The following is a 14343-nucleotide window of genomic DNA, read 5'->3' on the forward strand; positions in this document are numbered from 1 at the left end:
AACCGGGCGGCCCCCCGGGCAGCCGGGCGCCGGACCGCCCGCTCCCGGTGCATCGCCGCACGTTAAGGTGCGGAAGTGCGCAGCAGGGGACCGACGCTGGAAGACGTCGCACGTGAGGCCGGGGTGTCCCGTGCGACGGTGTCACGCGTGGTCAACGGGGTCCGCAACGTGGACCCCGGCATCCAGCGGGTGGTCCGCCAGGCGATCGCCAGGACGGGCTACACCCCCAACCGCGCGGCCAGGTCCCTGGTCACCCGTCGCACGGAGGCGGTCGCGCTGATCCTGTCCGGAGCGGGTGACACCTTCACCGCACGGGTGTTCTCCGACCCGTTCTTCGGGCGGGTGGTGGACGGGGTGCTGGGGTTCCTGCGGTCCCGTTCGGTCCACCCGGTGCTCCTGCTGGCGGAGTCGGAACCGGCCAGGGAGCAGGTGGTCGACTACCTGCGCCAGGGCAGCGCCGACGGCGCGCTCGTGGTGTCCGTCCACGCCGACGACCCGCTGCCCGGCCTGCTGGCGGAGGCGCGCGTCCCCACGGTGTGCTTCGCCCGCCCCGCCCGGCCGCCCCGGGTCAGCCATGTGGATCTCGACAACGCCGAGGGAGCCCGGCTGGCCGCCGGGCATCTGCTGGCCCGCGGCCGCCGGCGGATCGCCACGGTCTGCGGCCCGCGCGCCCTGCCCGCGGCGCGCGAGCGACTGGCCGGCTTCCGCGAGGCGCTGGCTCGCGCCGGGATCACCCATGTGCCCGCCGCCGAGGGGAACTTCACCGCCGAGGGCGGCGCGGCGGCGATGAGCCGCCTGCTCAGCCGCTTCCCCGAGGTGGACGCCGTGTTCGCCGCGAACGACCTCATGGCGCAAGGCGTCTGCCAGTGCCTTCGCGAGCAGGGCAGGACGGTCCCCGGCGACGTCGCCGTCGTCGGCTTCGACGACTCGAGCGCGGCGGTGGCCTGCCGGCCCGCCCTCACCACGGTGCGCCAGCCGGTGGAGCGGATGGCGGCGGCCATGGCGGAACTGCTGACCGAACACATCCAGGGCACCCGCACCGAACCGGCCTCGCTGGTGTTCGACCCCGAACTGGTCGTACGCGACTCCACCTGAGGCGCCGCCGGGGGAGCCGCGGCGGCTCACGGCCGGGCGGGCGGACTCCGTGCCGGCGGGCGCGCACGCCAGGCCGGCGTCACCGGAGAGCCCTTGGCCGCACGGCCGGAGGCGGAGCCCGTCGCCGCGGGCGTCCAGCGCCCCCCGCGGGGCCCGGTCAGTACCGGTGGCCGAACTCGTCCAGCAGGCGCCGCACGCCGCCGGCGCGAAAGGCGTCGATCATCAGGTCGGCGGGGGTCCGCTGCTCCTCGAGGCGGGCGAACAGGGGCGCGAGGAGGCCCTCCTCGCCCGCGCCCCTGGCCCGCAGCCCCGATTCGGCGATCCGCAGCAGCTCCCGCATGACGCCGAGCAGCCCGGGTCGCTCGGCGCTCAGCCCGTGCGTGCTGGCGCGCGTCCACAACTCGCCCCATGCGGCCCAGGGCACGCCGCAGAGCAGGCGCTCCGCGTCGTCGAGCCGCTCGACCAGGCCCACCGTCAGCGCCGCGGCCGCACCCTCCTCGCCCTGCGGGGCGACTCCGCAGGAGCGGTTCTCGACGTAGCAGCGGACGGCGTGGTCCAGGAAGAAGTCGCCGATGCGGCCGGCCGCCAGCGCGGACCGGACGTCCTCCACACCGGTGCGGGCGTCGAAGCCGTAGTGCAGTTTGGCGGCCGGCCAGCCGTACTGGTGGATGCGGTCGAGCATGCCCCGGTCGGGCGCCACCAGCAGCCGCCGCCCGGTGATGTCGCGGGCGGGGACCGGGGCGTCGGACAGGAGGAACTCCCTGAACGTCAGGCCGCCCAGGACCTCGCAGCCGCCGCTCTTGAGGTCGGTCAGGAAGTAGACGCGGGAGTCCCAGAAGTGCTCCAGGTACGCGCCGATGTCCGGGTAGGGCGCGGACGGCATGGTGTTGGAGGTGTACGCCGCCTCCGCCTCGGGCACCCGCCGGGCCCGTTCGTACCAGACGCGGTTGCGGGTCTCCTTCCACGGCTGAAGGGTTCCCCTGGCCACGGGCGAGGAGGCGGTGAAGGCCGCGAAGACGCCGGCCAGCCCGCTCAGGAGGTTGACCACGCGGACGGCCTCGGTGGGGCTGACGTCCACCGACACCTGGTGGGAGGCGACCGGGACGAACCAGTGGTGCAAGTGCCAGCGCCTGGCCAGCAGCAGATACCAGTCCTTGCGGGACTTGCGGGCGGGATCGAACCAGGTCCGCGGCTGGATGCCCGCGCCGAGCAGCGTGTGGCCCAGGGGGGTGAGCACCTGCTGCACCCCGCCCAGCACGGTCCGCGCGGCCCGCAGAGCCGCGTGGACGGTCTCCTGGGGGGCCAGGGACACCTCCACGGTGCACACGCCCGTGTCGGTGTTCACCTGCTCCTCGTAGCCGCCGTTCTTCCGGCGCACGCCGACCGTGGCGCCGGTGACGGGCTCCTTCGTGACCGACCAGGAGGAATCGTGAGCCGCGAAGGAGTGCCACAGCCGCTCCGCCGTGCCGCGGTCCATTCCGCGCCCGGTGGCGAGGTCGACCACCGGGAACTCCAGTTCCATGCCGACCCGCCGGGGAGCTGCGGTCATTCGGGCCTCCTCCTGCCGATGCCCGGTGTCCGCTCACCTCACCGGAGCCGGATACGCGTGTCAGGCGGCGGGCTGCCGGAACGGCGTCGGCCGCCTGCCGAGCGCCGCGGCGACGATCGACGCCTCGACCGGGGACCCGCCGGAGCAGCGGCCGCGCTCCCACCACGCCGCCCCGTGTCGTTCTCGAGCACCTCTCGCCACCGGGCGCCGTCAACCCGGAGCGGGTGTCGCGTCCGTCGGCGGGCCGCCACGAAGCTAACACGACGACTTTCCCGAGCACATGCGCCCTTTGGGTGAGTCTCGACGTTTCGGCCAGGCGCGACGGGGCCCCGCCCGGCGGGACGGCCGTCGGCCGCCGCCCGAGGGGACGCGGCACGGATGCGCCGACGACCTTCACTGCCTTGACCTCAAGTCGACATGAGCTTCTAGGCTCGCCGTCATGGCTGTGAACGACGAACCCGTGATCTCCGGCATCGGCGCCGACCCCCCGCCGACGGCGCGACGAAGCATCCTGCTCGTCGGCGTCGATCCGGGGCTGGTCGACTTCCGGACGTTGCCGGATCCGGACGCCGCCCGGGTGGGCCCCTCCCGCGCGGCGATCGACGCGGAGCTGACGGCACTGGGCCTCGCCGTGGAGAGGTGCGTCATCGACCTGGGGGCGACGGCGGAGGCAAGGGTGCGGGAGGCGCTGGCGGAAGGCGACTTCGACTGCGTGATGATCGGCGCCGGAGTCCGGGTGGTGCCCGCGAACTTCCTGCTCTTCGAACGCGTCGTCAACGTCGTCCACCGGTACGCTCCCCGGGCCGTCATCTGCTTCAACACCAATCCGGGTGACACGGTGGAGGCCGCGAGGCGCGCTCTCGCCGCCGGGACGGACCGGTGGCGGGTGGGCGGATCGGCGCCTTGAAGGGCGGTCGGTGCGGCGGTGCAGGTTCGAGCCGGACAAGGCGGGATCAACGATCCGTGCCGGCCTCGCCGCCGGCGCGCCGCCAGGGGAAGGGCGCGAGGTCGGGCTCGACCCAGCCGCTCCTGGCCGGGGTGCCGGCCAGTGTCGAGGGCCGGTAGAAGCGGGTGAGCAGCTTCTTGTCGAGCAGCGCGGGGTTCCGGTCGGCGAAGGCGTCGAAGTCGGCGGTGCCCGACCGGCCCACGTGGTGGCCCACCAGCTCGACCCAGGCCCGGCTGACGGTGGCGTTGTACTTCCGCGGCGCGCCCGCGTAGCGGGCGGTGCGCCGGATGCCGTCGCCGATCAGCTCCACCGCGGCCTCGGTGCCGTAGCGCCGGACGGCCAGCCAGGTCAGGTGGACGTGCTGGCGGTGCCCGAACCGTTCGGCGGTGGCCATCACCTCGGCCATCAGCTCCGTGAACGGCGAGTACTCCTCGTCCGCGCCGCGGCCGTCCGCGCTCACGCCTCCTCCTTGATCAACGCGTCCAGGACGGCGTGGCAGCCGGTGATCGCCTCCGCGGGCAGGCCGTCCAGCGCGCGGCTCTCAAGGTCGGCCAGCGTCGTCCGGATCAGGGCCGCCGCCGCGCGCCCGGACTCGGTGAGTTCGATGAGCACCGAGCGGCGGTCACCGGCACGGGTGCCGCGGGTGATGTGCCCGCGTCGCTCCAGCCGGTCCAGCACGCCGGTCAGCGTCGTGGGCCGGGTGCCGACGGCGGCGCCGAGCTGGGACACGGTGCGGCCCCGGCCGTCGGCGAGGTTGGCCAGGGCGTTGATCTCGGAGGCGGTGAGGTCGAGGTCGACGAGTTCGGCGGTGATCAGTTGCAGGGTGGCGTGGGTCGCGCGCTGCAAGGTGAGCAGCACCGACCGGTCAAGTGGTACGGATTCGGTATTCACGCTTTCGGAAATTACGGAACCGTACTATCGGCGCGCAAGCCTGCCCGCCGACCACGAGGCCGAGGGACGGGCCGTGCGGCGCCCCCGCCGATTGCCGCCGCGGTCCGTGGCTGTTCCACGCGTCGGCCGGGCCCGTCGGACGCGGCGCCACGCACGGATCGCCGTCGCGGCGCCGCGGAGGGACCTTGCCGGGACCCGCGTCCGACCCCATGATGTTTACGTGAACATCCGCCAAGGGGGAGACGCACGGCGGATGCCCGCCGGGCTTGTCGCGCTCGGACTCGGCAGCTTCGGGATCGGCCTGACCGAGTTCGTGATCGCGGGCCTGCTGCCCCAGGTGAGCCGCGACCTGGACGTCTCCGAGGCCGCGGCCGGTTGGCTCATCTCCGGCTACGCCCTGAGCGTCGCGGTCGGCGCGATCCTGCTGACCGCCGTCACCACCCGCGTCCACCGCAAGGCCGTCCTCGTCGGCCTGGTGGTGCTGTTCGTCCTCGGCAACCTGCTGTCCGCCGTCGCGCCCACCTACACCGTGGCGCTGCTCGGCCGCGTCGTCGCCGCCCTGTGCCACGGCTCCTTCTTCGGCATCGGCTCGCTCGTCGCCCGCCGCCTGGTCCCGCCGGAGCGGGCCTCGCGCGCGGTCGCCGTGATGTTCGCCGGGCTGACGGTCGCCAACGTGCTGGGCGTGCCGTTCGGCGCCCTGGTCGGGGAGCGCTGGGGCTGGCGCGCCACCTTCTGGGCGATCACCGCGATCGGCGTGCTGGCCGCGGCCGCCATCGCCGTGTGGGTCCCGGCCTGGGCGGGCGCCGTGGACGACGCCCACCGGGCCGCCGGCGTGCGCCCCCAGTTGCGTGCCTTCCGCTCCGGGCAGGTCTGGCTGACCCTCACCGCGACCGCGCTCGGCTACGGCGGCATGTTCGGGGCGTTCAGCTACATCGCCTACACCTTCACCGAAGTCACCGGCTTCTCCGACACCGACGTCGCCTGGCTGCTCGTGGTCTACGGCAGCGGACTGGTGATCGGCAACGTCGTCGGGGGCCGGGCGGCCGACCGCGACCGCGACCGCACCCTGATCGCGTCGCTGGCCGGCCTGGCCGCCACGCTCACGGCGTTCGGGCTGCTGGCCCACGGGAAGGCCGCCTCGGTGGTCCTGGTCTTCCTGATGGGCGTCTTCGGGTTCGCCGGCGTCCCCGGCATGATCACCCGCGTTACGGACGCCGCCGGCGGCGCGCCGCTCGCCGCCAGCGCCAACGTCTCCGCCTCCAACGTCGGCAACGCCCTGGGCGCCTGGCTCGGCGGACTCGCGATCAGCGCCGGCCTGGGCTACACCGCGCCGCTGTACGTGGGCGCCGCGGTCGTGACACTCGGCCTCGCCGTGATGGTGATCACCGCCCGCACCGCCTCACCCCCACCGGCCGGCCCCGACCGGGCACTCGCCCACGCCCGGCCGGACCGGGAACGCCGGCACAGCCCGGACCGGTGACCGTCCGGGCCCGTGCCCAGGACCCCGGCCGGGCGCGTCGCCCCGCGGACGCGGGCCGCTGATCCCGGTCGTGCCGGTGGGGCCGGTCGGCCGGTGTCGTGAATCAGGCTGACGCCGGAGGCGGATGCGCGGCTAGGGTCGGTAATCGACCCTGGCGTCCGGAGGCGAGAACGATCAGCCCCTCCGGGCGGCGGCTCCGGGAGCACGTGCATCGCGACACGGCGTTTGGAGACGAGATGGCGTCCGAGCACTTCGACGAGCCGGTACCGGCCCGCGATCCGTCGGATCCGGCGTCGCACGCGCGGGCGGGCGAGCCGTGGTGGAGCCCTGAAGGGGGCTTCTTCGGCCCGCTGTATCTGGAGGGAGACGACTCCCTGGGCAGCTTCTTCGGCCGCGGCACTCGGCTGGACGGGCGCACCGAGGAGGAAGTGGACGGGGTCATCAGGCTCTGCCGGCTTCAGCCCGACGACCACGTCGTCGACTGCCCCTGCGGATATGGGCGGCACAGTGTGCAACTCGCCCGGCGCGGCCTGCGGGTGACGGGGTTCGACATCAACGACGGGTTCCTCGCCCTGGCCAGGTCCGCCGCCTCGCCCGCCCGCTTCGTCCGTGCCGACATGCGCCGACTGCCGCGGGTGGAACCCGCAGACGCCGTGATCAACATGTTCTACTCGTTCGGGTTCTTCCCCGCACGGGAGGACGACCTGGAGGTGCTCGGGAACTTCCGCGCGGCCCTCAAGCCGGGCGGCCGCTTCCTGATGCACACGATGGTCACCCCGGCCGCCCACCGCGGCGGGCACATACCGGCGCGGGAAGAGCGCGATCTGACCAGCGGCCGCACATTGGTCATCGAGCGTCGCCTGGACCCCGCCGATGCCCGGGAGTACGGCCGGTGGACTCTCGTCGCCCCGGATGGCACCAGCGAGTCCACCAGCGGCTACGACGTGAGGATCTACGGCGCGGACGAGTTCGCCGCCCTGTGCGCGGAGGCCGGGTTCGCCGACGTCAGCGCCTACGGCGACTGGCAGGGCAACCCCTTCGCCCCCGACTCGCCCCACCTGATCGTGGTCGCCACCGCCTGACCCGCCGGCCGGCCGCCGTTCCCGCCCGCGGCACACACACCGAGCACAAAACCACAGCGGACCCGCCTGCCCGGCGGACGCCTTCGGCGCAGGCAGCCCGAGAGGGAGGGCAGATGAGCAGTGACAGGGACGATCTGGTCGTGGTGCACACCGGCCGGACCTACGAGGGGAAGCAGGGCCACACCTTCTTCGCCGGGATCTCCAAGGATTCCGCCGGGTCGCGGGCGTTGTGCCTGCACCTGGTCACGATTCCGCCGGGCGCCGCGGACCGGCCGCATCTGCACACCGACCACGAATCGGCCATCTACGTCATCTCCGGTCGGGCCGAGGCCAGATACGGCCGGGGCCTGCGCAAGCGCGTCACCGTGGAGGCGGGCGACTTCGTCTACGTGCCGGCGGGCGTCCCCCACCAGCCGGTCAACCTCAGCCCGACGGAGCCCGTCACCGCCCTGATCGCCCGCACCGACCCCAACGAACAGGAAAGCGTGGTGCTGCTGGACGAGCCCGACGAGTGAGAGGGCTTCCCGGACCCGTTCGCGCGGACCAAGCTCCTTCGGCCCATTGGCCCGAAGGCGCACCGTTCGCGAAGCCGTCACCGCGAACCGGTGCGCGGACGGCTGACAGAGCCGTCATCGGCTTCTTCGCCGAGTGGCGATCCCATGGCCGACGAAGAGGACGACACCGAGGGTGCCGAGGCCCACCCCGGCGTAGCCGACGAGTTCACCCCGGGCTTCATTCCTCTTCTCCTCTTCATAGCTGAGGCTTTCGCCGCCGCTGAAACTGGCGCACCATTGACCGGGTCTCATCGGGCTGCCGTCGCACTCGACGGCGTTGCCGTTCAGCACCGCCTCGGCGTTGACGAAGAACATGGTCGGGCCGACGATGACCAGAACCCAGGCCAGGACCTTGAGCCATCGACGAGTCGCCATTCCACCAGCCTTTCAGGAGCGTGGACCGCCGCGAACCGCGGCGATGACGATCGTCATGCTTCGGCGGGTTCGGAAACAAGCTCCGGGACCCGGCACGCGGTGTCGGCGAGCCGCACACCGGCCGCGCCGCCGGCGGCGGACACCTCGAACCGGTTGCCGGTCGCGATGCCGTGCAGCACGATGCGGGGATGCGCTTCTCGGTCAACATTCCGAACTTCGGCGACTTCGCCGACCCCCGGGCCGTGGCGAAGGTGGCCGTGGCGGCGGAGCAGGCAGGGTGGGACGGGCTGTTCGTCTGGGATCACGTGCTGCATCGCCGCCATGGCGGCAGGCCCTTCGGGGACCCCTGGATGCTGCTGACCGCCGCCGCCCTGGCGACCTCCCGGATCAGGCTCGGCACGCTGGTCACCCCCGTCGCCCGGCGGCGCCCGCAGCAACTCGCCCGTCAGGTGGCCACCCTGGACGCCGTGAGCGGCGGCCGGGTCACCTTCGCCGCCGGGCTGGGCGGGCCGGTCGAGGACGAGTACGCGAGCTTCGGCGACACCACGGACCCGAAGGTGCTGGCCGAGCGGCTCGACGAGGGCCTCGACCTGCTGCGGCGCTACTGGTCGGGCGAGCCGGTGAACCACGACGGACGGCACTACCAGGCACGGGACGTGACATTGCTGCCCGCCACGGTGCAGCGTCCGCGGCCGCCGGTCTGGATCGCGGGCTTCTGGCCGAACCGCCCGCCGATGCGCCGGGCCGCCCGCTGGGACGGCGCGGTCCCCCTCTTCGCCGACGCCAGGCACGGCCGGGTCCCGCCCGTGGATCAGGTCCGCGACCTGGTCGCGTACCTCCGCGAGCAGCGCGAGGACCGGGCCGGCAGCCCCTTCGAGATCGTCCTCGGCGGTGCCACACCGGGCGGCGACGCCGCCAGGACCCGCGACCTGATCGGCCCGCTGGCCGAGGCGGGAGCCACCTGGTGGGACGAGCGCCGGCTCCAGACCAGCGACACGCTCGACCGGCTCACACCGGTGCTGCGCCGCGTCGAGCAGGGCCCTCCGGCCCTGTAGCGCGCCGCCCGTGACGGCCCGCCACCGGAGCCGCCCGCCCGGGGCTCGGGCGCCTCCGCCGGGCGGTGCGCGGCGGGGTGGCGGGCGCGCCGACCCGCCCTGTGATCCACTGTGTTGGCGACACGGTGACCTGTGATTTCATACGGTGATGGTGGACCGTGGAGTGGAACTGACCGCCTATCTCGTCAACGAGTCGCGCGCCCGCATGCCCGAGCTCTCCGGGGACCCCCTGGCGCAGGCGTGGATCCCCGACGGCGACCGGCCCGGGGTGCGCGCGCTGTGGGAGGAGTTCGCCGGCTCGGTGTACCCGCACGACGACCTGGTCGTGTCCCTGCGCGGACGGTGCGTCGCGGACGCGCTGTCCCGCGCGCTGAGCCGGGACCCCGACACGGTGCTCGTGGTGTGCGGCGCGGGCTTCTCCTCGTACCCGTGGCTGCTGCCCTTCCCCGTGGCGCTGGAGGTGGACCTGCCGGCCATGGCGGAGGCCAAGCGGCGGCGCGCGGCGCAACTGACGGCGTCCGGCCTCCTGCCCGAGCGCGACGTGCGGCACCTAGCGGCGGACCTCGGCGACCCGGAGAGCCGGGAGCGGCTCACCGCCCGGGTGCGCGAGCTGGCCGACGGGCGGCCGGTGGCGTACGTGGCCGAGGGCCTGATCTTCTATCTGCCGCCGGACGACGCGCGGGCGGTGGCGCGCCTGGGCTCCGGGTTCGGCGCGCACGCCGTCACCGTCGTCAGCTACTGGCCCGCCTCGGCCGCGGACAACCAGGTGCTCGCCGACCAACGGCACTGGTTCCGGCGCCACTCCGTCCCGGAGGACGCGACCCACCTGGCCCACGAGGAACTGCCCGCGCTGCTGGGCACACCGATCGAGGACACCGGCCCCGAGGATCTCCAGAAGCGGTACCTGGACCGGGTCGACGTGCCGGAGTCCCGCCTGATCCCCGAATACGTGGCGGTGTCCTGGGGCACCCCCGCATAACCCGAGGCGGTGGCATGGGAGACGTGCTCCATCTACAGACCAGGGCGTACCCGCTGCACTACAGCTCATCCGACGGCGGCGTGCGCTCGGTACCCGTACCCGGACACGGCGAACTGCGCCCCGTGCCCGGCGAACTCGGGTCGCTGGTCTACAACCCGGACCCCACGATCGAGATCGACCTGACCGGGATCGCCAGGTCGGCGATCACCCTGCCCGGGACGGAGATCGAGGGCTGCCACGCCCGAATACTGACCGGCGGCACCGTGCTCCTCGTGTACGCGCTGCGGCACGAGGCGGACCTGCGGCGGATGTCCCTCCCCGAGGTCGACGCGCTCGACGCGCGGGTCAACCAGATGCTCCGCGAGGCGGACGCCCCGATCTTCACCGAGGTCCTGGCCGCCTCGGCGAGCAGCGGCCTGGTGAAGGACCTGCCGCTGCGGCCGGACCGCCCCCTGAGCGGGACGCAGCCGGCGATGGACCGAAGATCGGTGCGGTACAACTGCCACATCATCACCCCGGACCCGCCGTGGGAGCCGGACTCCCGGGTGCCCCCCCTCAACCTGGGACCCTCCTGCCGGATCCTGCTGCCCTACACCTACGCCTGGGACTGCCCCACGACGACGCCGCTGCCCGACCTGCTGACGATGACGGAGCCCACCGACATCGCGGTGGCACAGCAGTCCCTGCTGTTCGGCGCCATCCTGGGCGGCCGGTGGATCCTGGTCGACCTGGCCAGGGACTATCCGGACAACGACGACGTCCACGCCTTCCGGCGCTTCCTCGACGGCGTCTGGGCCGACTACCACCACCTCGACAGCTACCGGGTCGAGTCCGCGCAGGGCCACCGGGCCACCTATCTGGCCGCCCGCGAGGTCATCGGCCTCGACGGCACCGAGGAACGGGCCGACAAACTGCTCGGCTATGTCAGCAACTCGCTGCTGGCCGCTTCGGCGCAGCGCACCCAGGTGCTCGACACCCGCCTCAACCGGGTCGCCTCGGGACTGACCGTGGTCGCCGCGGCGGCCTTCGCCCTCGACGTCGTCGCGTTCCTCCTGCCGGAGGTCCCCTTCGCGGGCCGGCTCCTCGCCTCCGTCGGCGTGATCGCACTCGGCACGACCGCACTGATCGCCACCGTCCGACCCCGGCGCCGCCGGCGCCGCGCCACCGGCGACGGGGCCGGGTGACGTACCGCGTCCCCCTCACCCTGGCGACCGGCATGCCGCCGGGCACGCACTGACCAGCGGTCCGGGCCCGCCCACTGCCCGGACCGCCGGGTGCCACCGCCGGCCGGTGCGGCGGCCTCTCGCTCCTGCGGCCCGACCTACCCCGCGGCCCGCAACGCCGCCGCGATCCGGACGACATCCAGGTCGACGACGACCCCCTCCGCATCCCACACGCCACGTGCGGAGATCGCCAGGCCGATCAGGGCCAGCTCGGCGGCGTCCGCGCGCAGTTCGTGCTCCTCGCGGCTCTCCTCGCCGCCCCCGGCCGGTTCCTCGCGTTCCCAGGCGGCGACCGCCGCCTCGGCCACGGACCGAGGCAGCCGCACGCTGATCCGACCGATCTGGGGATCGAGATGAGTCCCGACCGCCGCCAGCACGGTCCGGTCCTGCTGGAATCTCAGGTACTGCCGGCGATCCACCACAGGCCGAGGATATCCGGGGCACATCGGGGCGCCGGTGCCAAAGGCGGTGACGTACGAGGTCAGGGCACTGGCGTCGGTCGTCGAATCCCCGTCCGCCCCGCGGCGCCCGGCACGCCGGGAGCACGCACCGGACGCCGCGGGACCGCCCTTCGGGCGACGACGGGGATTCGACGACGGGGGCTCAGGCCGTTCGGCCCACCGGGTGGAAGTTGATGCGTTCGCTGACGATGGGGAACCCGGCCTTGGCGAAGTTCGCGGCCATGGGGAAGTTGCCCTGGTCCGTCGCCCCCTTGATGAACTCCGCGCCCTGCTCGGCGAGGAAGTGGGTGCACTCCGCGAGGAGGTCGTAGGCGTAGCCGTGACCGCGCTGCTCCGGGACGACTCCGATGAAGCCGATGATCGGGCCGGAGGGGTTGTGGGCGGGGATGTGGATGCCGGCCAGGTCGCCCTCAGGCGTGTGCGCGACCTGCCACCACTCCCGCGGCGAGGGGCACCAGTGGAAGAAGTCGAGCTCCTCCTGGGCGGCCTGGTCCAGGCCGCCCTCCTCGATGGCCTTGAGCGCGTGGGCGTCCAGGGTGGCGGAGTGGATGCGGCGCAGCGCGTCGAAGAACACGGCGTCGTCGCCTTCCGCGCTGAAGCGCAGGCGTCCGGGCCGCTCGGGCAGGCCCTGCTGCGGGGTCCAGCGGTACAGGAAGCGTTCCACCAGGAGTTCGTACCCGGCGGCCCGCGCGGCGGCGAAGCGTGTCTCGGCGGCGGCGCGCAGCTCGGGATTGTCGCGCCAGCCTCCGGGCAGGTTGATCTCGAGTTCGACCCGCCAGGGGACGGAGCGCAGGAGTCGGGCCCCCGCCTCCTCCTCGCCCTCGGCCACGTCGAACCAGTTGATGTTGACGGGCTCCGTGTCGTCGGGGCCGCCCCACCACGCGCCGCGGGCGACGACCTCGCCGTCGCGCAGGGCGACGCGCTTCCAGTCGGGGCGGAACCGGGTGCGCCGGTGGCCCTCACGGGCGCCCAGCGGGTCGGGGAGCGCGTCGAAGAGATGGGCGTCACTCGTGGAGAGCGCGCGGATGACCGGAACGGTCATGGATTCCTCCGGGATACAGGCTGCTTGGAGCGCTCCCGGTCAGAACTCGCGAAGCACGCCGGGACAGCGGAAAAGGGAGCGCTGGAAAGGTGTGAACCGCACGGCACTCGCCTCCTTCCGTCCGTCTCAGGGCGTGGAGCCACACAGTACGTAATCTTTCGCGGACCGTCCAAAGGATTTCCGGACGCGTACACCGGCGCCGCGCCCGGACTCACGCCAGGGTGACGCGCATCCCGCCCTCGGCCAGAGCGCGCAGGACCTCGGCGAACGGATCGAACGGCCGGCCGTCCGGTGCCAGGGCGCGGGACAGGTGCTCGCGCGCGGTCCCGGAGTCCCGCCAGAGCAGGGTGGCGGGGGTGGTGCAGCCGAACCCGCCGCGCAGGCAGTCGTCGAGAGCGGCCAGGCAGTTGCCGAAGTAGCCGCCCGGCCCGTTCACCGCCTCGCCGAGCGCCAGGTGGAGGCCCGGGACGTCGGTGACGTGCCGGCCGTCGAGCTCGTACGCGTGACCGGCCGGCCGGTCGTCCTGGCGTGTGCGCCGGCAGCCCCGTGTCCGGACGATGTCCAGCCAGGCCGCACGCTGCCGGGTGCCGAGGCCGCTCCAGGCGCCGGGGGCGTCCGGCGGCCCGGCGAGCCACCGCTGCCACACCGGCCGGGTGTGTTCCGGGACGGGCGGGCAGTGCGTGCGGTCCAACTCCAGGTCGATCAGGTCCGCCCCGAGGGCGGAGGGCCGCCAGGCGCGGACGGCGGTCCACAGCGTGAGCTCGGCGAACGGCTCGCCCCGGTCGTCCCGGGTCTCCAGGGCGGCGCTCCCCAGTTCCAGTGCCCGCCGGGTCCCCCTCGCCAGCGCCCGCCGCAACTCTTCCCGCGGTGCGAGCCCGCGCAGGACGAGCGGAGGCGCCGCCCGCTCGGCGGGCAGGACGCGGGCGAACTCCCGGCAGGAGCCCAGCCACCGGTGCTCGTCGTGCACGCGGACCGGCCCCCGGTACCCCTCGGGCGGGCCCTCGCAGCCGTCCAGGCCGGTGAGCACGAGGCTGTCCGTCCCGGGGTGCCGGCCGAGGCTTTCGGCGTCCTCGAGGAGCCAGGGGCCGAGCGCCTGGTCCTCCGGCACCAGCCACACCCTGCGGCCCACCCAGCCGCGCACCTCGTTCCCCCGTGGGACCCAGCGGAACAGCTCGTACGTCGCGCGCCGCTCATCCCCGAACAGGTTCTCCACCTCGGCGCACACGCCCCAGACCCGGTCGGGCTCCCACCCGGTCAGGGTGTGACGCGCCCGCCCGCCGCGGTCCTCGTCCTCCTGCACGGTGCCCATGATGCCGAAGCGGGGTGGACGTGGAGCCGTGCCCGCGCGGCGGCGGCGTTCGGGAGGGGCCCGGGGCGGGCCGTCCCCGTCCGTCCGGCGGGGGTGCGTGAGGGCGGGACCGCGGCCGGGGACGGAGCCCGCGACGCTCACCCGGCCCTCCGCGCACCGGCCCGCGGCGGTCCACCGACCGCCCCGGCCGGTCGCCGCCGAAGGACAGCGCCCGTTGCCCTAACGGGCACTCCTGCCGCACATCCCGGCAATCGGACGTCCGTGCGTTGACCCCCGGCGGCCCGCATGGTGGCCTCGAGGGA

At 73.8% G+C, this 14343-nt stretch carries 16 protein-coding genes; 8 read left to right on the forward strand and 8 right to left on the reverse strand.

Annotation, left to right across the window (positions count from 1 at the left end):
- The first annotated feature begins 75 nt into the window (after positions 1-75).
- Positions 76-1095: a LacI family DNA-binding transcriptional regulator gene (locus ACYVO2_RS09840; RefSeq protein WP_461007271.1), complete on the forward strand. Its 1020-nt coding sequence runs from the start codon at positions 76-78 to the stop codon at positions 1093-1095.
- A gap of 157 nt (positions 1096-1252) precedes the next feature.
- On the opposite strand, the gene ACYVO2_RS09845 is transcribed toward ACYVO2_RS09840, so the two are convergent.
- Positions 1253-2644 (reverse strand): glutamate-cysteine ligase family protein, encoded by a 1392-nt coding sequence (locus tag ACYVO2_RS09845; RefSeq protein WP_461007272.1) that lies wholly within the window; start codon positions 2642-2644, stop codon positions 1253-1255.
- 439 nt (positions 2645-3083) lie between these two features.
- Between ACYVO2_RS09845 and ACYVO2_RS09850 the strand changes: the two genes are divergently transcribed.
- Positions 3084-3551, forward strand: coding sequence for a hypothetical protein (locus tag ACYVO2_RS09850; RefSeq protein WP_461007273.1), 468 nt, complete (start codon positions 3084-3086; stop codon positions 3549-3551).
- Between the two features lie 46 nt (positions 3552-3597).
- On the opposite strand, the gene ACYVO2_RS09855 is transcribed toward ACYVO2_RS09850, so the two are convergent.
- The gene (locus ACYVO2_RS09855; protein ID WP_461007274.1) at positions 3598-4050 is read right to left on the reverse strand and encodes a hypothetical protein; all 453 of its coding nucleotides are present in this window, start codon (positions 4048-4050) and stop codon (positions 3598-3600) included.
- Complete coding sequence (locus ACYVO2_RS09860) at positions 4047-4481, reverse strand: MarR family winged helix-turn-helix transcriptional regulator (RefSeq protein ID WP_461007275.1); 435 nt, start codon at positions 4479-4481, stop codon at positions 4047-4049. The genes ACYVO2_RS09855 and ACYVO2_RS09860 overlap by 4 nt, the downstream gene beginning before the upstream one ends.
- A 253-nt stretch (positions 4482-4734) precedes the next feature.
- Between ACYVO2_RS09860 and ACYVO2_RS09865 the strand changes: the two genes are divergently transcribed.
- The 3 genes from ACYVO2_RS09865 (at position 4735) to ACYVO2_RS09875 (ending at position 7558) form a co-directional block, all read left to right on the forward strand.
- Entirely contained in the window at positions 4735-5961 is a 1227-nt protein-coding gene (locus ACYVO2_RS09865) for an MFS transporter (RefSeq protein ID WP_461007276.1), read from the forward strand.
- A gap of 236 nt (positions 5962-6197) precedes the next feature.
- A complete protein-coding gene (locus ACYVO2_RS09870) occupies positions 6198-7043 on the forward strand; it encodes an SAM-dependent methyltransferase (RefSeq protein ID WP_461007277.1) in 846 nt (281 codons plus the stop codon).
- 113 nt (positions 7044-7156) lie between these two features.
- Positions 7157-7558: a cupin domain-containing protein gene (locus tag ACYVO2_RS09875; RefSeq protein ID WP_461007278.1), complete on the forward strand. Its 402-nt coding sequence runs from the start codon at positions 7157-7159 to the stop codon at positions 7556-7558.
- Positions 7559-7672: 114 nt separating this feature from the next.
- Here ACYVO2_RS09875 and ACYVO2_RS09880 read toward each other — a convergent pair whose 3' ends face one another.
- Together ACYVO2_RS09880 and ACYVO2_RS09885 are read right to left on the reverse strand one after the other, a co-directional pair.
- A complete protein-coding gene (locus ACYVO2_RS09880) occupies positions 7673-7972 on the reverse strand; it encodes a hypothetical protein (protein ID WP_461007279.1) in 300 nt (99 codons plus the stop codon).
- A 53-nt stretch (positions 7973-8025) separates the two neighbouring features.
- Positions 8026-8151 carry a hypothetical protein gene (locus ACYVO2_RS09885; protein ID WP_461007280.1) on the reverse strand — a complete coding sequence of 42 codons (126 nt, stop codon included), beginning with the start codon at positions 8149-8151 and terminating at the stop codon, positions 8026-8028.
- 9 nt (positions 8152-8160) lie between these two features.
- Between ACYVO2_RS09885 and ACYVO2_RS09890 the strand changes: the two genes are divergently transcribed.
- From ACYVO2_RS09890 to ACYVO2_RS09900, 3 genes are all read left to right on the forward strand, one after another.
- The gene (locus tag ACYVO2_RS09890; protein ID WP_461007281.1) at positions 8161-9027 is read left to right on the forward strand and encodes an LLM class flavin-dependent oxidoreductase; all 867 of its coding nucleotides are present in this window, start codon (positions 8161-8163) and stop codon (positions 9025-9027) included.
- Positions 9028-9175: 148 nt separating this feature from the next.
- Positions 9176-10006: a class I SAM-dependent methyltransferase gene (locus ACYVO2_RS09895; protein ID WP_461007282.1), complete on the forward strand. Its 831-nt coding sequence runs from the start codon at positions 9176-9178 to the stop codon at positions 10004-10006.
- Positions 10007-10020: 14 nt separating this feature from the next.
- A complete protein-coding gene (locus ACYVO2_RS09900) occupies positions 10021-11190 on the forward strand; it encodes a hypothetical protein (RefSeq protein WP_461007283.1) in 1170 nt (389 codons plus the stop codon).
- A gap of 137 nt (positions 11191-11327) precedes the next feature.
- On the opposite strand, the gene ACYVO2_RS09905 is transcribed toward ACYVO2_RS09900, so the two are convergent.
- The 3 genes from ACYVO2_RS09905 to ACYVO2_RS09915 all read right to left on the reverse strand — a co-directional run bounded on the left by ACYVO2_RS09905 (position 11328) and on the right by ACYVO2_RS09915 (position 14041).
- Positions 11328-11651: a hypothetical protein gene (locus tag ACYVO2_RS09905; RefSeq protein WP_461007284.1), complete on the reverse strand. Its 324-nt coding sequence runs from the start codon at positions 11649-11651 to the stop codon at positions 11328-11330.
- A 181-nt stretch (positions 11652-11832) separates the two neighbouring features.
- Positions 11833-12732 carry a GNAT family N-acetyltransferase gene (locus tag ACYVO2_RS09910; protein WP_461007285.1) on the reverse strand — a complete coding sequence of 300 codons (900 nt, stop codon included), beginning with the start codon at positions 12730-12732 and terminating at the stop codon, positions 11833-11835.
- A gap of 211 nt (positions 12733-12943) precedes the next feature.
- On the reverse strand, positions 12944-14041 hold the full coding sequence (locus ACYVO2_RS09915) for a barstar family protein (RefSeq protein WP_461007286.1): 1098 nt from the start codon (positions 14039-14041) through the stop codon (positions 12944-12946).
- Between the last annotated feature and the right edge of the window lie 302 nt (positions 14042-14343).

This window comes from Streptomyces capparidis (genome assembly GCF_054782095.1).